Here is a 19275-nt window from a genome sequence, read left to right on the forward strand (position 1 = left end):
GTCCCTTCTTGAACGTCTATAGTGAAACCGTAGTTATCATCATTTACCGGTGAAGCCACAACCGCAAGGCCGACAGCAATTGCTCAGTATTTACCGGCTTTGCGAGATATTCTGAAGCTCCTGCTTCAAGGCAGCGTTCACGATCGCCTTTCATTGCCTTGGCGGTGAGCGCAATGATGGGAAGGCGCCGCAATGCCGCGTTCTGACGGATCACCTGCATCGTCTCGTAGCCGTCCATCTCTGGCATCATAATATCCATCAGCACGATCGCAAGATCAGGGGTCGATTCAATCATATGGATTGCCTCGCGGCCTGTGCCTGCTGAAAGCACGGTCATGCCGCGACGTTCCAAAACGCTGCTCAAAGCAAAGATATTGCGCACATCATCGTCAACAACGAGCACCTTGCGTCCAATCAGGGCTTCATCCGAACGATGCAGCTTTTCGAGCATCCGCTGTTTTGCCGGAGGCAGATCTCCAACGACACGATGAAGGAAGAGCGCCGTTTCATCCAGCAAACGCTCCGGAGATTCAACATCTTTAAGCACTACACTGCGCGCCAAGGTGCGCAATTGCAAATCTTCTTCTCGTGTAAGGTCTCTGCCCGTAAACACTATTACGGGAAGGTCCCTTAAATTTGGCCTGGTACGAAGCTGCTCGAGAACTTCAAAGCCTGTCATATCCGGTAACCGGAGATCGAGCACGACACAATCATATTTTTGCTGGTCAAGAGCCCGTAATGCCGCTGATCCAGAATCCGCAATATCGAGATCGATATCGTCATGCCACAACAATTCCCTTGTACTCAATTGCTCTGCAGGATTGTCTTCCACCACGAGCAGGTGTCTACGACGCATATTGGAGAATTCCCGAACGTTCGTTAAAGCATGATCCAGGTCTTCTGCCGAAGTCGGCTTGGTGATAAATGCAAACGCACCGCGTGAAAGGCCGTGGTGGCGGTCTTCATCGAGAGTAAGCATCTGAACTGGAATGTGGCGGGTTTTGGGATTCTGCTTCAAATGGTTGAGCACCGTCCATCCCAGCATATCGGGCAAAAAAACGTCTAGCGAGATCGCTGAGGGATTATATTCGCGCGCCAGAGATAATGCCTCAGTTCCAGTTTGAGCAACGAGGGTCTTGAATTCTTTTGTACGGGCGAGATCGCGCAAAAGGCGTGCATAATGCGGATCGTCCTCGACGATCAACAAAATTGCATCGCCGGCCGATAGGCTTCCGCGATCATCCTCCACGCGAGATTCCTGCTCGACAACCGAAACCTTGGAAAGAAAGGCCGGCACCTGCAGCTGCGCACCGCTCTTCTCCGCCTTGGGAATGTTGGGCACAGCTGGTCCCACATAGGTCTGCGGGAGGTATAACGTGAAGGTGCTTCCCTGACCGGGCGCGCTCTTCAGCTGGATTTCACCGCCAAGGAGATTGGCGAGTTCGCGGCTGATGGCCAACCCAAGCCCTGTGCCGCCAAATTTGCGGCTGGTGCCCGCATCTGCCTGCTGAAAGGCCTCAAAGATGATGCGCTGTTTCTCTGCCGGGATTCCGATGCCAGTGTCTGAAACCTCGAAGGCAATCACAGAGCCGGCTCCGCTCAGCAAAGGATGATCGGCGCTCCATCCACTTTTTGGGCGTGAGATGTTCAGTCGCACGTTGCCCTGCTCGGTGAATTTGAACGCATTCGAGAGCAGATTTTTGAGAACTTGTTGCAGACGTTTTGAGTCAGTGACAAGGCTGCGGCCCAATCTTGGATCGCTGGCAACCTCGAAGACGAGCTTTCGATTTTCCGCCTCGTGACGGAACGGCCGCGAAACAGTTTCTAGTAATGCCCCGAAGAAGACTTCCTCTGCTTCAACGGAAACGGTGCCTGATTCGATCTTGGAAAGGTCGAGAATATCGCTGATGAGGTTGAGCAGGTCGGTTCCAGCACCATGAATGGTGCGTGCAAACTCAACCTGTTTAGCCGAGAGGCTGCCATCAGGGTTTTCCGCAAGCTGCTGGCCGAGAACAAGAATGGAGTTGAGCGGCGTGCGCAACTCGTGGGACATGTTGGCGAGGAACTCAGACTTGTACTTGGAGGTGAGTGCGAGTTCGCGCGCTTTTTCTTCCAGGGCACGCCGCGCCTGCTCGATCTCCTGGTTTTTGCGCTCTACTTCGTAGTTCTGCTCGGCAAGCTGTTGGGCCTTTTGCGCGAGCTGTTCATTGGTCTGCTGTAATTCCTTTTGCTGCGTCTGCAGCTCAGCGGCAAGTTGCTGCGACTGTTTCAGCAAGCCCTCTGTCTGCATGGTGGCTTCGATCGAGTTGAGCACAATGCCGATGGAAGAGGTGAGCTGTTCGAGGAATGCCAGGTGAGACGCAGTAAAAGAGCTCAGGCTCGCAAGCTCGATCACAGCCTTGACACGATCTTCGAAGAGCACGGGCAGAACAATGACGTTCTTTGGCTTAGCCTTAAAGAGACCGGACTGTATAGGCGAAGTGCCTCTGGGCAGCTCTGTAATGTGCATGCGGCGCTTTTCCGCAGCACACTGACCGATCAGACCTGCGCCGATGCGCACTTCACGGATGCTCCCCTCAGGTGTATCAGCGTACGTGGAAAGCAACACTAACGTGCCGTCGCCAACTGAAGACTCGCTGCCCATCTGGTAGATGACACCCTGCTGCGCATTCACGAGTGGAGCCAGCTCGGAAAGCAACATGCGACCGACAGTACTGAGATCCCGCTGGCCTTGCAGCATGCCGGTGAATCGAGCAAGGTTGGTCTTTAGCCAGTCCTGCTCTGTGTTGCGGTCAGTGGTGAGCCGCAAGTTGTCGATCATCGTGTTGATGTTGTCTTTGAGCTCAGCCACTTCACCGCGGGCCTCCACCTGAATGGAACGAGTGAGATCGCCCTTGGTCACCGCAGTTGCCACTTCAGCAATGGCGCGCACCTGGTTGGTAAGGTTGTCGGCCAGCAGGTTCACGTTGCCGGTAAGGTCTTTCCAGGTTCCGGAAGCGCCGGGAACATTGGCCTGACCGCCGAGACGGCCTTCCACGCCGACTTCGCGGGCCACTGTGGTGACCTGATCCGCAAAGGTAGCAAGGGTGTCCGTCATATTGTTGATGGTCTCGGCCAGCGCTGCAACTTCACCTTTCGCGTTCACCGTGAGTTTTTGGTTGAGCGCGCCGTTGGCCACAGCCGTAACGACTTTCACAATGCCGCGGACCTGTTCCGTAAGATTCGCCGCCATTACGTTGACGTTATCTGTAAGATCCTTCCAGGTTCCGGCCACACCGGGCACCATAGCCTGGCCGCCAAGATTTCCGTCCGTGCCTACCTCGCGGGCCACGCGCGTTACTTCGGCAGCGAAGGCGTTGAGCTGATCCACCATCGTGTTGATCGTGTTTTTCAGCTCGAGGATTTCGCCCTTCACATCCACTGTGATCTTGCGGGATAAGTCGCCACGAGCAACGGCCGTAGTGACCTCGGCGATGTTTCTCACCTGTGCAGTGAGGTTACCCGCCATCGAGTTCACGTTGTCAGTAAGATCCTTCCAGGTGCCGGCTACACCGGGGACGTTGGCTTGGCCGCCGAGCTTGCCGTCTGTGCCCACTTCGCGTGCTACGCGCGTGACTTCACCGGCAAAACGGTTGAGCTGATCGACCATCGTGTTGATGGTTTCTTTGAGCAGCAGAATTTCACCGCTGACGTTTACGGTGATCTTCTTGGAAAGATCGCCGTTCGCGATAGCCGTCGCGACATCTGCGATATTACGCACCTGGCCGGTGAGGTTGGAGGCCATGGAGTTGACCGAGTCAGTAAGATCTTTCCACGTTCCTGCTACACCGGATACCTGCGCCTGGCCGCCGAGCTTGCCGTCTGTGCCCACCTCGCGCGCCACGCGCGTCACTTCGCCTGCGAAGGCGTTGAGCTGGTCCACCATCGTATTGATGGTGTCCTTCAGCTCAAGAATTTCTCCCTTCACGTCCACGGTGATTTTGCGGGAAAGGTCGCCGCGTGCGACGGCTGTTGCGACTTCTGCGATGTTACGCACCTGGCCGGTAAGGTTGGAGGCCATGAAGTTAACGTTGTCGGTGAGATCCTTCCAAGTGCCGGCAACACCGGATACCTGCGCCTGACCGCCGAGCTTGCCGTCCGTGCCCACTTCGCGCGCCACGCGTGTTACTTCGCCTGCGAAGGCGTTGAGCTGATCGACCATCGTATTGATAGTGTTTTTCAGCTCGAGGATTTCACCCTTCACGTCCACGGTGATCTTGCGGGACAAGTCACCACGCGCAACGGCTGTTGTTACTTCAGCGATGTTTCTTACCTGCGCGGTGAGGTTGCCGGCCATCGAGTTGACGTTGTCGGTAAGATCCTTCCACGTGCCGGCAACACCGGGCACCTGCGCCTGACCGCCGAGCTTGCCGTCTGTTCCGACTTCGCGCGCGACGCGCGTCACTTCACCGGCGAAGCGATTGAGCTGATCCACCATCGTGTTCAGTGTTTCTTTGAGCTGAAGGATCTCGCCGCGCACATCTACGGTGATCTTGCGGGAAAGGTCTCCATTCGCGATGGCTGTTGCAACTTCAGCGATATTACGTACCTGACCGGTGAGATTGCCGGCCATGAAGTTCACGTTGTCGGTAAGATCCTTCCAGGTGCCCGCCACACCGGGAACGCTGGCCTGGCCGCCGAGCTTGCCTTCCGTGCCGACTTCGCGCGCCACGCGCGTCACTTCACCGGCAAAGGCGTTGAGCTGGTCGACCATAGTGTTAATGGTGTCCTTCAGCTCAAGAATTTCACCCTTCACGTCTACAGTGATCTTGCGGGAAAGATCGCCGCGTGCAACGGCTGTAGTCACCTCGGCGATGTTTCTCACCTGCGCGGTGAGATTTCCGGCCATTGCGTTCACTGAGTCCGTAAGATCTTTCCACGTGCCGGCCACGCCGGGAACGACGGCCTGACCGCCGAGCTTACCGTCAGTGCCGACTTCGCGCGCCACGCGTGTCACTTCCGCCGCAAAGGAGCGAAGCTGATCGACCATCGTGTTGATGGCTTCCTTGAGCTGAAGAATTTCTCCTCGCACGTCGACGGTGATTTTGCGGGAGAGATCTCCGCTGGCCACGGCAGTTGCCACTTCTGCAATATTGCGAACCTGACCGGTAAGGTTTGAAGCCATGGAGTTGACCGAGTCCGTAAGGTCTTTCCATGTGCCGGCCACGCCAGGAACGACAGCCTGGCCGCCGAGCTTGCCATCTGTGCCGACTTCGCGCGCCACGCGCGTCACCTCGGCCGTGAAAATGCCGAGCTGCTGAATCATCGTATTGACGATGTTGGCGGAGCGCAGAAAATCGCCCTCAAGCGGACGGCCATCTACATCGAGACGTACGGTTTGCGTCAGATTTCCCTGGGCCACGGCAGCAATCGCACGCGTAACTTCAGTGGTGGGCCGCAGCAGATCTTCAACGAGCGTATTGACCGAGACTTCCATGTCGTCCCAGGCCCCGCGGTGCCGCTCAACACGGATACGCTCACGGGTTTTGCCTTCTTTGCCCACAGCCTGGCCGACACGCTTCAATTCGCGAGCCATCTCTTCATTGGCCGTCACAATTTCATTGAAGATATCCGCAATTTTCCCAGGCAGACCGGTCCAGGTACCCGGCAAGCGGGTACTGAAGTCACCGTCCTTCATGGTTTGCAGGCTTTGCAGGATGGCCGCCAAATACTCGTGCGAAGGCAGTTCTGCCCCATTGGCCGGATACGAAGAAGTCGCTCCCCCCTCGTTCTGAGGAGGCTGTACGTAAGTCCCCATGCAAGGACTCCTACTATATATGAAATGTCAGGCAATCATTGATGCAGGAAGCATATCCCCGGCCAGCATGAACCGTGGGATATGCACCGACACAAAAATACTTTAATACAGATGCCGAGATCCAATGTCAGGTTGTCTGTTACACCTCAAACGGAATCGACAATCCGTTTTATCTGAGACATTTAGCTCTGTAGTCGTGGATACTCGTGGTGTGCGGCGATTGATATGGCTGATAAGCGCTTTGGTTTTCCTGGCGGGCGGTCCGCTGTGTGCGGCACAGGCAGCTGCTTGGCAGGCGGCTGTGACGGATGTGGCTAAGAGCGCGCCGGACGCGGAGATTGTAGTGGTTGATCTGGCGTCGGGACACGTAGCGGCGTCACGAAGGCTGATTGAGGCGGGGCGAACGCTGGCTCAGCCCGGCTCGACGCTGAAGCCGATCGCACTGTACGAACTGCTGGAGCAGGGAAAGTGGAATCCGGAACGGCGGATTGCGTGCAGCAGACAGTTGCATGTGGCGGGTAAGGAGCTGAACTGCTCGCATCCGGAGATACCGGCGCTGGATGCGCGTGAAGCGCTCACATGGAGCTGCAATACATACTTTGCCGCTGTTGCGGGAAGTGTGTCGCCAGCGGAACTGCGCGGTCTACTGGAGCGATCGGGACTGCTGGGGGCGACAGGGCTGGCGGGAAGTGAGGCTGTGGCGCAATTTCGCGAGCCACGCACGACCGATGAGGCAAAGCTGGCACTGCTGGGCGTGGAGGGGATTGAGGTGACGCCGCTGGAACTGGTCCGGGCATACCGGTGGCTGGGGCTGAAGTTTGCAGCGCATCCCGAGACAAAGGCAACAGAGATCGTGAGCGCGGGAATTCGAGATTCAGCGAGCTTTGGAATGGCGGGTGCGGCAGGTTTAGGTGGCGTGACGGTAGAAGGCAAGACCGGAACAGCAAGCGCAACAGCTGGCGGGCGAACGCATGGCTGGTTTGTGGGGCTTGCGCCAGCGCAGAATCCTAAGGTAGCAGTGGTGGTGTATCTACCCGTGGGGCGCGGCGCGGATGCGGCAGGGGTCGCCGGAGAAGTACTGAAGCGATCCCCGCTGAGGGCGCGATGAAAAAATTGTGTCTGGTGTTCGCGTTGGCACTGAGCGCGGCTGGCGCATTTGCGCAAGAGGCTGCGACGCTGCGCGTGGGGCTGTGGACACTATGGCACGACCGCGAGATCACAGTGCGAGAGGTACAAGGCGGCCCCGCAAGGCTTCGGACGTGCGACCAATGCAGTGCAGTTCCGCTGACGCAGGAAACTAGACTGCGCGCGGAGGGCAGTGCAATTGCCTTTGGTGACAAGCACGCTGCGGAGATCTGGCTGAGCGGGTCGCTGACCCTGGAAGCGCATGGCGAGCATGTGGCGCTTCCCTACCCCGTGCATGTCACGGCGCGCGGCGGAGTGCTAGTGATGGCTGTAACGATGCCCGTGGAGCGCTATGTGGAGCGCGTGGTGGCGAGCGAGAGCGGAATGGGCGATTCCGACGAATCCTTGAAGGCGCTGGCCGTAGTGGTGCGAAGCTTTGCGTTACATGTGCGGCATGGACACACCGAATACGACGTGTGCGATGCGACGCACTGTCAGCTTTTGCATTGGGGCCCAACAGGACGCGAGACAGCTGCTCATGCGGCTGCGCTCAGGACTGCAGGCGAAACGCTGTGGTTCCATGGGCGACGGGCGGCGGCATGGTTTCACCAGAACTGTGGCGGGCATACGTCTGCACCTGCGGAGGTTTGGGGCGCGAAGGGCGATGTGGCTCCGTGGCTGGTGGGACGAGCGGACCCCTATTGCACGGCACATGGCGTGCGGGAGTGGAGCACAACCTTGACGTTGGAGGATCTGACGCGGGCGCTGGCGGATGGAGGGCTGGTTGCGCCGGGATGGAAAACGCTGGCAGTAGCGAAGAGAGACAAGTCAGGACGAGCAATGACGCTGATGGTGGGCGGGACATCGGTTTCCGCAGAAGATTTCCGGCTGGCGGTGGGACGGACGCTGGGATGGAACAGGATTCCGAGCACATGGTTTGAGGTATCACGAAGTGGCGATGGGCTCCTGTTTCATGGGCGCGGCACGGGACATGGGGTGGGGCTTTGCCAGGCAGGTGCGGCGGCCATGGCAGCGCAGGGGATGGCTTGGGATACGATTTTGGCGCAGTACTTTCCTGGCGCAGAAGTGCGGGATGAAGCGAGCGGCTTGAAATGGCAGAGTTTCGAACGCGCGGGTTACATGCTGGAAACTCTGGAAGATGAAGACCAGGCATATTTGCCGGAACTGGATCATGCACTGACCGAGGCGCGGAGCCGCTCTGGATTGGAGCCTGCAGGGATGATTACTATCCGGGCATTTCGGTCCACTCCGGAATTTCGCGCAGCGACGCTTGCCCCGGGATGGGTAGCAGCGTTTACAGAAAATAGCTGGATTGGCATTCAGCCGTTGCGAACGCTGGAGGGACGTAAGATGCTTGAGCCTGTGATGCGGCACGAAATGCTGCATGCGCTGGTGGAGAGCACAGCGGGAACCAAGGCGCCGCTATGGCTGCGCGAAGGACTGGTCGAAGCATGGAGTGTAGAGACGCCTGGCACAGCCGCGTGGAATGCTGAGAAACAAGCCACAGTTGCGCCGAAGGTGAAACTTGAGGATGTGGACCATACGCTGGCACATCCGGCGAGCGAAGCTGAGTCCGAGGCAGCTCATGCCGCGGCACGATGGTACACACAAAAGCTGCTGGGAAGCTATGGGCGAGCACAGGTAATTGCGTGGCTGCGGAATGGCGTGCCCGCGCAAGCGATGACTGCCGTGCAGCGTTAAAGCCTCGTTGCTTCCTGCTGTTTGAGCAGTGCGCAGACCCAGGCGAGAAGCAGAGTCCAGCCGAGGAACATAAGCAGGTACGCGCCGATGAGCTTCAGCGCGACGGCCCAGATTTGTGCGCTGAATGTGCCATGCGGCAAGCCGTTGAAGAAATGGCTGGGCAGGGCTACGCCAACGAGCGCAAAGAAAGCGACAGCGAAAAACCAGCGCCAGTTGTGCACGACATGAAGCGTGCTCAGCCAACGAAGACGCCAGGCGCGCACGGCAGAGGCTGCGCCGAACGGGATGAGAAGTGCAGGAATGACGATCCAGCGCAGGCACCACTCGATACGTGAAAGCCAGAGCGAGAGATGCTGATAGGTAAAGATGCGCGCACGCCACCAGGCCGAGGCTTTGGAGTTAAGATACCCAGCCCAGAGATAGATCTTGTCGTCCCAGCGGTCGAGCAACGCCCAGAGGAGCCAGACAATGGCGATCCAGACGAGCAGCGAAAGCGCTCCCCAGAGGAACGGTACACGCGGTTCGCTTTCACCCATCATGCGGCGGACAATTCCAGCCTTCAGCATAAGCGCTGCGGCGAGAAGCAGTAGTGGCAACAGGACGGAAAGCGCAAATTGCCACCAGTACTTGTCCGGCAGACGCGTCCAGCCAATGCCGGCAAAAATGATGAGCAGGAAGCCGATAAATTGCGCGAGAATCCAGCCGCGTGCAACGCGCAGGTTGCGTGCCAGATCGCGCATAAGCTCACGTGAGGCCATCACGGTTGCACCTCCAGCGTAGCGGGATCGGTGGTGGCATTTACAGAAGGCTGGTACATAGGGCCGGATTGTGCTGGGCTGATCATAAAGCGACCGGGCGTAACCACTTTGAGCAAGTAAACGTACTCAGTGCGCTTGCTGAATTCGGTATTGAAGAAAGCCGCGCGATCATCGTGGAATTCCTTGCGCGTAAACCAGTCCGCCCACCAATCCGGCTTGTTGTTGAGTTTATATAGATCGCTGCGCTCAAGGAACTCAGTGCCTGCGGGGATGGGATCTTCAGAGAGCATGTATTTCCAGTCCGTGCCTGCAATGGCAAAGCGCACGGCAATGATGTCGCCGACGTGAACGGGGCCGTGGAGTGGGACAAGATCGTAGGTGATGGGATCGTCGGGCTTGTCCTGCTTCTTCTGCAGCAAATAGTAGTCGCGCGTGGCGTTAAGAGAAAGCTGACCGTTCTGGTAGAGCTTTTTATCGGCGCTGTACCACTGGCTCTCAGCGGACCAGTAGGTGATGCCATTGCCGGTTTTGCGGATCGTGAGCTGACCGCCTGAGCCGACCTGTTGAGCAGGGATCTTGATCTTCCATGGAACGCCAAATGCATCTGCCGGAGCGAAATGATGGCTGCCGACGCTTGTGCCATTGACGAGAACTTCGACGTCAGAGCTGTTAGCCAGCTCGCCGCTCAGAGAGAGATAGTCCGTAAGGCCAGCGATAACCATGGCGGTCTGCTTGGTGGTCTCCCAGTAGTCGCCGCTGCGATGCTGACCAAGCCAGACTGCGGCTTTGGGTACGAGACTGCTGTTGCGATCCTGGCGAATGAGCAGTCTGAGCGCGACGGAGGTAGCTTCGGGCGAGTTATCCCCCCAGTCGTCAAGAAGGTTATCGTACTGCGACTCCCACCAGACATCGTTGCCGCTGACTTTCGCCCTGAATTCGAGAATCCGTGTTGCTTCATGAGCACGGCTGTCGCCTGCGGCGTCGAGGGCCAGGCCTGCGAAGGCAAGAGCTTCTGTGCCGAGCTTGCCGCGATCGCTCCAGAGCGGGTCAAATTGCTCCTTCGGAACGCCGCCCGTCGTGGCCATCGCGTAGAGTGTGTATGCGCGGAGATCCGGAACCATGTCAGGGTGCTGCGAGAGCGCGGTGAGCAGCCACTGACGACCGCGATTGAGGCGGTTACCTTCGATCTTGTAGCCTGCGTCACGCGCCTGGCCCAACCCGCTGACAACGTAAGCGGTCATGAAGACGCGGCTTGGATCATCCGGCCACCAACCCCATCCGCCATCATCGTGCTGGTAGTTGTAAAGGCGTTCGAGGCCGGCGCTGACCATCTTGTTAAGCGTGACACGGTCAATGGGAGACTTGAGGTGCAGCTTGTCCACTGCCTGCGCAACGATGATGTCCGGCAGGAAGCTGGACATGGTTTGCTCGGTGCAGCCCCAGGGATAGCCCGTGAGGTAGTCGAGAGCATCAAAGATGGTTCCGGCGACTGAGGGCACGACGGTAACAGCAACAGCGTGCGTGCCTGCGTCAGAATTTGCCGGGAAACTGTAGCTCCACTGCGCCTGACTTGCACCGGAAAAGATTACGCCAGAGCCCGCGCTTCGCTGTTTCACACCGTAAGGCAGAATGGGCAGTGGAATTTCAAGCGCGTCGGACTCCTCATTGGTAAGGGCTTTAGCGGTGAGTGTAGCGGAACCAGTAGCGCGAGCGCGGACACGCCACTCCGCGACGCTTTCGCCGCGCGCAGGTATGTTGATCTTCGTGGTTTGGCCGCTGATAAGGTCAAGTCCTGCGACATCGAGAGCGAAGGTGACGTCTTTGGCAGATTCAAGATAGTTGTGCGCGATGACTTTCAGCGTAGCTTCATCGCCTTGCCGCAGGAAGCGCGGCGCGGCCAGGCGCACAATGAGATTCTTGCGGACTAGAACGCGCGTGATAACGCTACCCGCTTTGCCATCATCGGTCATGCCGCGAACGGTAGCGCGCCAGGTGGTAAGAGCGTCGGGGAAGTTGAAGTCGACACGCGCATGGCCGTCGGGGCCGGTACGGACGGTAGGGTTCCAGTAGGCGGTATCGGGAAACGCCTTGCGGATCTTCGGCACGACCAGATCCGAGCCGGGCTTGACCTGCGCCATGCGGGGATGGAAGAGGCCATCTCCGGCGAGGCGCGCTAGTAGCAGACTCTTTGTGCCGGCTTCGCCGTGAAAGTAGTACTCGAAGGAAGTTTCTGGATTAAGCCACGAGTAGCGCTTGGGATAGAAGACGGAAAGAATGTCGCTGGTGGTATCGGGACGGACGGAGTAGAGCGCCTCATCGACCGCGCCGAAGCTTAGGTCGGCCTGCACTGGCCTGCCGGATGCATCCTGCGCAAGGACATCGAAGGAGCCCTTTTCGCCGGGCAGGTATTTGTCCTTGCTGGGCGTGGCCGTGATAGTGAGGCGGCGCTCAGTGAGCGGCACGGAAAGACTCTTTTGTGCCGTAATAAGTTGGTCCGCGTGGACCAGCATGGCGCTGATGATGAGATTGGGCTGGGCGCGATCAGTAATTGGTAGATCGAACGCAATGCTGGTGCCTTTGCCGTGAAGTAGCTGGCGCGATTGGATGCTGGCGCCTTCCGCGGTGACGATGGCCCAGAACTCCTGATCGGTCTTGTCGTCGAGGCCTGTGACGAGAAGCATGTGGGCGGTTTCGCCGACCTTGTAGGACTTCTTATCCGGAACGAGCTGAGCCTGGACGTTCTGGTTGTACATTGTGCCAGCGCCGCTGAATATCCAGAGCCAGGTGCGTCCTTCCACGATGCGTTTTTCGGGTGTGAAGGCGGAGGCTACGACGGTGAAGCTGCCGCTCGCGTTATTGAGAGGAAGATCAACAAGCACTGTGCCGTCCGCGCCGGTCAAGGAGTCGCGGTTATCTACAACGGATTTGGTGGCTGTGTGCGTTGCGGGATCCCACTTTGTCTGGCTGGATTCAAGGTGAACGGGGGTTTGCACAGGCTTGCCATCGTAATCCTGCGCGGTGACTTTGACGCGCGGCGTCTGGCCGGGCGAGATGATGTAGCTGGTGGGTTCCACGCTCAGGCGGAAGGAGCCGTAGGTGGCGAGAACAGTAGCGTGGCCGGCGACTTCGCGGTTGGCGGCGTCTGTGACGCGGGCCTCGACGCGAAAGTCCTCGTCGTTGTGTTTGGGATCGAGACGAACAGGGAGCGAGATGGTGAGGCGGCCATCGGCGTCAAGCACGCCTTCGTGTTCCTGCTGTTCCTCCGCGCCCCAGGTCTCATCGGAATCATTGGAGTTATCCGAACTGTCGGAACTGTCCCCGCTCGCCTGGTCGCTTGAGTCATCTTCGCCATCATCCCACCACCAGTGCGTGGAGGTGTGCACGACGTACTTAACCTTGGCTCCGGCGACAGGCTCGCCGAAGAAGTAACGCGCCTCAATAACGGCCTGGAGTGTGTTGCCCTGAAGGATGCGCTTGGCTGCAGGCTTGACGGTGACCTGATATTCGGGCTTTTTGTACTCCTCAACGTAGAAGCTGCCCGCTCCCTGAACCTGGCCGCCGATCTGGATGTTGTAGTAACCGAGTGATGCGTCGGAAGCGAGTGTGAGATCCGCCGAAACTGTACCGTGTGCGGAGACGGGCAGGTCTTTCTTGAAGATAGTTTTGCTGTCAGCATCCTGCACGCTGAGCTGCACAGTTTTGTCTGTGGGCAGAAGAAGATTGTCGTCTTTCTGTTGGCGCAGGACTGCTTTGATGTGGACATCGTGGCCGGGACGATAGACGGGACGGTCGGTATAAATGAATGCGTGCGTGTTGGCTGAGGGGTTCTCATTAAAGCCGTAACCCCAGGGCGTAACGATAGCTGCTTCGCTGCCTTTGTGCGCGAGAACCCAGAGGTTTTCCGGCTGACCGGCATGCTCGCCCATGGTGAGCGAGGCGAAGCCTTCCGCACTGGTTTTTGCCGTGGATTGCTGTTTGGCGCTGGCCCAGAAAACGACGTCGGCATCAGCGACTGGCGCACCGGTTTTGCGATCGGCGACAAAGACTTCAACGTTGTTATTCAGTGAGCGTTCCACCAGAACCATACTGGTGACGATGGCGATGGTGTAAGCCTTGTATGTGCCGTCGGTGGCTTCAATGAGATAGACGCCGGGCCCGGGATTGTCGATGGGCAGAACCTGTGTTTCGCTAACCAGCGAAGGCGGCGTAATGAGCTTCCATCGGGCAACGAGCTGGCTTTCGTTCAGCAGAAGAATGTTGGCAAATTCCGTAGCGCCGATGATGCGGCTGCGCTTGCCCAGGCTGGCTTGGTGGTCACGGATGCTGTCGCGGGCTTCTGATGTGAGCTGGCTGCGGAAGAAGTGGCGGATGTCCCACCAGATGTCGGCTTTGAAATCGTGCAGGCGTTCGATGAAGGTGCGCTTGTCGATCTGCTCAGATGGCGAGTAGCTCTGCGCGCCAAAACTATGCAGGTCCTTGAGACCGGAAAAGAATTTTTCGGTATCGCGCACCTTGTAGACGCGGAACTCGAATGCGGGCACGTTGCGCGCATAGAGCTGGATCTTCATCTGCTCGCCCGGAGCAAAACTACGCTGCGTAGAAAGCGAAAAGGAGCGCGGCTCGGCGCCACGGGCTGCGAAACCGGCGAAAACGAAAGCAAGAACCAGAGCAAAGAGCAGCCGTAGAGGTTTCATTCCGCTCCTCGCAGGATGTTCCAGCGGTAGACGCCAAGGAAGTTAGGGTTGGACGCGACGGGCCGCCATTGCGGCTGGGGATGATCGAGCAGTTCGGCGATGAGTACGCGGCGAAGTTCGCCAGGGTGTCCGTGATCAGGACCGGTGTCGTAGACGACGCGGGCCTGCGCGCCGACTTCGGCAACAATCATGGAGTGCCAGGGCGACGACTGGCCAAATTGGCGGTAGAAGAGCAAATCGCCTGGTTGCGCGGCGCGCACGTCGCGACTGACAAGGAAGGCGTTGCGCTCGACGAGGATTTTGGCGTCGGCAAATTGCGCGAAGCTGCCATTTGTGAGGTCGGAGGAGTCAAAGCTGCCGGGCTGGATGCGGAAAAGCTGCGCGCCGAGAGGCGTATCGGGATAATGCCAGGCGCGAATTTCGCCGGGAAGCGCATCGACTTCGATGCCTGTTGAGAGAAACCAGGAGTCATCATGCCGCTTGAGGGCTTCACGGTAAGCGTAGCGCAGCAGGCTTGCGCAATCCGTGATTTCGGAGGGGACTTCAGCCTTGGGCCGCAGGGCCTGCTCATCGGCAATGAGCACGAACCAGCGCCGGAAAGCGGCCTGATCTGCCGGATCGGCGAGACGAAGAAAATCCGGCGTGCCGTCGGAGAAGCTGTCCGTAACGACAAGCGGTCGGGAGTAGGCGGCGGTGGAAATCGCATAGACGCGGGTACGATGCGAAGCGAATCTGCCTGACTGAGTCAGCAGCAGTATTGCTACACCTAAAAGGAGGATTCCTGCGAACGAGCGCATACATGCACGAGACAACTCTCGTGACCGGGCTATTCCAGTTGGCAGCGCGATTTGCGGCATATGCAGGGACGAACGCTATAGTACCCCAAATTCGTTTCTGTGGAAAAAATGCCGTAGATGTGGGATGAAGCGGGGCTGCGGGTTACATCCGCCCCGCTATCCCTTACCGAGCGGCTTGGCATAGATCTCTGCACCATGGCCGTTTTGATAGTAGTGCGGGTGATGGCCGTGACGTCGGTAACCGCAGGCACAGTAGAGGGCAATGGCGGCCGCGTTGGTTTCATCCACGTGCAGCCAGATGTGGGTGGCGTGGGCCTGACGGGCTGAATCTTCGGTGAGACGGAGAAGCTCGCTGGCCACGCCGCGGCGGCGGAAGGCGGGATCGACCTCGATGGTTTGGATATAAGCCACGATGCCGCGCAGCATCCGTGTCCACTCGACAATAGCGAAGCCGGCTAGCCGGGTGCTTTCTTCAGTGGCCCATTCCGCCGTCCAGGTGACGCTTGAGGCTCGCTCGGTGAGCTGCTTCATATAGTGACGGTCAAAGCGTAGGACGGAGTCGAAGCACGCCTCTTCTATGGCGTAAAGTTGCTCGAAGTCGGCGGGATGGTAGAGGCGGTATTGCACGGATTCATCCTGACATGAATTCACGGTGCGAATGCGAATAAAAAGCCATCCCGGAGGGGATGGCTTTTCGTATCGGACAGAGCGTACTACGCTAGACCTTGGCTTCGAGGCCGGCGATCACATCGAAGAAACGCTGGTCAAGGCGACGGTTGGTGGAGATAGCTTCCTTGATGGTGATGTCTGTGATGTCCGTGCCTTTGAGAACGGCGATGCGGCCCCACTTGCCTTCATGCACCATGTCGATAGCGTGCAGGCCATAACGCTGGCCGAGCAGACGATCGTATGCCGTTGGCACACCGCCGCGCTGGGTATGGCCCAGGTTCACGCTGCGGGTCTCAAAGCCGGTCTTTTCTTCGATGAGCTTGGCGAGCGCCTCTCCCACGCCGGAGAGCTGCGCGTGGCCGAAGGAATCGACCTTGCCGGAGCCGAGAATCTGGCCGCTTTCCGGCAGGTGGCAGCCTTCAGCGACAACCACGACACCGTAATGCTTGCCGTGGTCGTAGTTGTACTTGAGCAGCGCGCAGACGTGATCGAGATCAACGGGCTTCTCTGGCACGAGAACGACATGCGCGCCACCAGCAATGCCTGAGGCCATGGCGATCCAGCCTGCGTCGCGCCCCATCACTTCCACCACGATGACGCGGTTGTGTGAGTCGGCCGTGGTGTGAATGCGATCCACGGCTTCTGTGGCAATCGAAACAGCGGTATCGTAGCCGAATGTCGCGTCAGTGCCGTTGATGTCGTTATCGATAGTCTTGGGCACGCCGACCGCGCTGATCCCGTTCTCGGCAAGGAAGAGCGTGACAGACTGCGTATCGTCGCCGCCGAGCGCGATGAGCGCATCAATCTTGTTTTCTTTAAGAACTTCCTGGACCTTTTCGATGCCGCCGGGGATCTTCTTCACATTCGTGCGCGAGGAGTGAAGGATGGTGCCGCCTTTGAGCTGAATGCCGTCTGTGCTTTCCAGCGTCAGCGGAATCCATTGGTTTTCAAGAACGCCCTTCCAGCCGTTGAGAAAGCCAATAAATTCGTCGCCGTAATGGTTAATTCCCTTCTTCACGGCTGCATAAATCACGGCATTCAAGCCAGGGCAGTCTCCGCCGCCGGTCAACAAAGCTACACGCATCGAAAAGCTCTCCTAGTGAGGAATCTTTTGGGGCGCAGGGCCCGCAGGGCGCTTCGATTTCTGGGCCACTGTAAGAGCATGCGGCCAACTCGACGCCATGTACAGTGTACTCCGGGAGAGTCAAGAGAAAATCATGACGGGCACGCCTTTACAATGAGGAACAATTCGCTTTTCATTCGGAATTCACACACTGAGATGTTCCAATAAATCATGCCCGGAACCGGAGCACTGCTTTTACTAGCCTTTGCCACTTTCGTCGTTGCGGTGCTTCTGGTGCTGCTGCAATTGACGCGGCTGGGCTATCTGATCCGCGCCACGATTCCCGACCGTCCGCGGCGGCGGATGTTCCTGTCTTCGGTCTCGTTCCTGATTACGTTTGTAGGCGTTCGCTTCATTGTAGACATGGTTGTGCGTGATCGCGGCCCCTTTGACTGGGTGATGGTGCGCGGAGTGCACATCCATCATCTGGTATGGGGAATCCTGATTTTGCTTCTGGTCGGTTACGGATGGCTGCTCGATGTAGGCCGCTCGCACTCACCGACCTCTATTTTTCTGAGCAGGCTGATGTGCGTAAGTTATGGAGCGGGCGCAGCGCTGACGCTGGATGAGTTTGCGCTATGGCTGAATCTGGATCCGAATACCTATTGGACGCGCCAGGGACGCGTCAGCATTGACGCCGTGATCCTGTTTGGCGGACTGCTGGCCGTGAGCATGTGGGGCGCGCCGTTCTTTCGCGGCTTGCATCACATGTGGACAAAGCGAGGAGCCTTTGGCCGCGGCTTGATTTCTCCTATTCGGCGCGCGAGGTTGCTTCGTCCGCGTAGATCTCGGCGACAATCGAGGCATAACGTTCCGTAATTACGCGGCGCTTCAGCTTCATCGATGGAGTCAGCTCGCCGGTCTCTTGTGTCCACTCCTCGGGTACGAGCCGGAAGCGCTTCAGCGATTCGAAGTTGGCAAGATCCGCGTTAATGTTATGAACGATGCCGCGGTAAAGCTCATGCACACGGCTGTCGGCAACCAGCTCGGCGTGGCTTGCGAAGGTGATTCCCTGCTGGCGCGCCCACTCATCAAGCGCCGTAAAGTTAGGCGAAATAAGCACGGAGATGAATTTGTGCTTGTCGCCGATCAGTGCCGCATTCCCAATAAGGACATTCGTCTTGAGCTTGTTCTCAATCGGTTGGGGAGCCACGAGCTTGCCGCCGGAGGTTTTGAGCAATTCCTTCTTGCGGTCGGTAATGTAGAGAAATCCGTCGGCATCCCGGTGGCCGATGTCGCCTGTATGAAACCAACCCTCGCCGCTGAAGCACTCGGCGTTGGCCTGCGGCTTCTTCCAGTAGCCCTGAAAGACGATGGGGCCGCGGACGAGCAGCTCGCCGTCCGATGCAAACTGGATTTCAATGTTGGGCTGTAACGGACCAACCGAGCCCATGCGCTGCGCGGTGGGATTGTTGAGCGCGATGACAGGCGATGTTTCCGTGAGCCCGTAACCCTCCCATACAGCGATGCCTGCCGATGCAAACCAGCGAGCGGTATCTACGCCGAGCGGTGCACCGCCTGAGACGAAGTAGCGCACGCGCCCGCCGAATGCCTCCTGCACCTTGCTGTAGACGAGCTTATTGGCAAGCTTCCAACCCAATGCAGAGGGCATGTGGCCACGGTAGACTTCATCGCTTTGCCCCGCGCCGATCTTGAGCGCGAGAGCGAGCAAACGCTTGCGTATGGGGCTGGCTGCGGACTTATGTTCTACAGCCTGGCGGATCTTTTCATACACGCGCGGGACGCCCACGAAAAAGGTTGGGCGAATCTCCTTCATGGCCTGGGGGAGCTTGTCGAACTGCGCGCAGTAAGCCACCTGCGCTCCGGCGTTGTACATGGCGTAATCCAGTGCGCGCGCCGTAATGTGCGAGAGAGGCAGAAAGGAGATGCAGGTGTCGCTGGGAGAAATTTCGTAACCGCCAACGCAATGGCACTGGTTGGATGCGACGTTACCGTGCGTGAGCATCACACCCTTCGGCTCGCCGGTGGTTCCTGACGTATAGATGAGCGTGGCCAGGTCTTTCGGGTCGGCAGAGTGCGCGAGAGCATCAAAGACCGGATCGTGTTTCGAGCCGACCGCATCCGCACCTTCGATGAGATCACTGTATGGAATCGCGTCTTCGAGTGCGTCCGCATCCATCATCACGATGCGTTCAAGCGGTGTCTGACTCCTTACAGCATTAATCTTGTCAAACTGCGCGCGCGTAGAGACAAATGCAATGCGGCAGTCTGCATCCGTGAGCAGCACGGCGATCTGCTCACCGGTAAGCGTGGGATAGACGGGCACATCTGCCGCTCCGACGGCGAGAATGGCGAAGTCTGTAACTGCCCACTCCCAGCGGTTTTCCGAAATAAGCGCAACGCGGTCGCCTTTTTTCACGCCCCATTCAAGCAACCTGGAGCCGACAGCGCGCACCCGCTGATAAATCTGATCGGATGAAAGCGGCTGCCATTGGCCTGCGTGATCCTGCCAGAGAACGGCGCGCGGATTGGCGGCATTCGCGACGCGAAAGAAGAGGTCATTGATAGTGCTGGTAAGAGCTGATGTCATGGGCGCAAACTGGATCGGCGGAAGCTGATGCACTCCGAA

Annotated in this window: 10 protein-coding genes; 3 read left to right on the plus strand and 7 right to left on the minus strand. The window is 58.2% G+C overall.

What is annotated here, in order from left to right; translation table 11 throughout:
- Positions 1–43: 43 nt before the first annotated feature.
- A complete protein-coding gene (locus VO84_RS05450; RefSeq protein WP_082661738.1) occupies positions 44–5797 on the minus strand; it encodes a HAMP domain-containing protein in 5754 nt (1917 codons plus the stop codon).
- 211 nt (positions 5798–6008) lie between these two features.
- On the opposite strand from VO84_RS05450, the gene VO84_RS05455 reads away from it, so the two are divergent.
- Together VO84_RS05455 and VO84_RS05460 are read left to right on the plus strand one after the other, a co-directional pair.
- A complete protein-coding gene (locus VO84_RS05455; protein ID WP_197413906.1) occupies positions 6009–6905 on the plus strand; it encodes a penicillin-binding transpeptidase domain-containing protein in 897 nt (298 codons plus the stop codon).
- A complete protein-coding gene (locus VO84_RS05460) occupies positions 6902–8644 on the plus strand; it encodes a SpoIID/LytB domain-containing protein (RefSeq protein ID WP_058186276.1) in 1743 nt (580 codons plus the stop codon). The genes VO84_RS05455 and VO84_RS05460 overlap by 4 nt, the downstream gene beginning before the upstream one ends.
- Here VO84_RS05460 and VO84_RS05465 read toward each other — a convergent pair.
- The 5 genes from VO84_RS05465 to VO84_RS05485 all read right to left on the minus strand — a co-directional run bounded on the left by VO84_RS05465 (position 8641) and on the right by VO84_RS05485 (position 16646).
- Positions 8641–9402 carry a hypothetical protein gene (locus tag VO84_RS05465; protein WP_058186277.1) on the minus strand — a complete coding sequence of 254 codons (762 nt, stop codon included), beginning with the start codon at positions 9400–9402 and terminating at the stop codon, positions 8641–8643. The two genes, VO84_RS05460 and VO84_RS05465, sit on opposite strands and share 4 nt — an antisense overlap.
- On the minus strand, positions 9402–14096 hold the full coding sequence (locus tag VO84_RS05470) for an alpha-2-macroglobulin family protein (RefSeq protein WP_058186278.1): 4695 nt from the start codon (positions 14094–14096) through the stop codon (positions 9402–9404). The genes VO84_RS05465 and VO84_RS05470 overlap by 1 nt, the downstream gene beginning before the upstream one ends.
- On the minus strand, positions 14093–14893 hold the full coding sequence (locus VO84_RS05475) for a DUF1175 family protein (protein WP_058186279.1): 801 nt from the start codon (positions 14891–14893) through the stop codon (positions 14093–14095). Before VO84_RS05475 ends, VO84_RS05470 begins: the two co-directional genes overlap by 4 nt.
- A gap of 156 nt (positions 14894–15049) precedes the next feature.
- The gene (locus VO84_RS05480) at positions 15050–15520 is read right to left on the minus strand and encodes a GNAT family N-acetyltransferase (protein ID WP_058186280.1); all 471 of its coding nucleotides are present in this window, start codon (positions 15518–15520) and stop codon (positions 15050–15052) included.
- A 91-nt stretch (positions 15521–15611) separates the two neighbouring features.
- On the minus strand, positions 15612–16646 hold the full coding sequence (locus tag VO84_RS05485; RefSeq protein ID WP_058186281.1) for a 6-phosphofructokinase: 1035 nt from the start codon (positions 16644–16646) through the stop codon (positions 15612–15614).
- A 210-nt stretch (positions 16647–16856) separates the two neighbouring features.
- Between VO84_RS05485 and VO84_RS05490 the strand changes: the two genes are divergently transcribed.
- A complete protein-coding gene (locus VO84_RS05490) occupies positions 16857–17504 on the plus strand; it encodes a hypothetical protein (protein WP_197413907.1) in 648 nt (215 codons plus the stop codon).
- Here VO84_RS05490 and VO84_RS05495 read toward each other — a convergent pair.
- Positions 17437–19269 (minus strand): AMP-dependent synthetase/ligase, encoded by a 1833-nt coding sequence (locus tag VO84_RS05495; protein ID WP_231737793.1) that lies wholly within the window; start codon positions 19267–19269, stop codon positions 17437–17439. The genes VO84_RS05490 and VO84_RS05495 overlap by 68 nt on opposite strands.
- Between the last annotated feature and the right edge of the window lie 6 nt (positions 19270–19275).

The organism is Occallatibacter gabretensis, assembly GCF_001449115.1.
GTDB lineage: Bacteria > Acidobacteriota > Terriglobia > Terriglobales > Acidobacteriaceae > Telmatobacter > Telmatobacter gabretensis.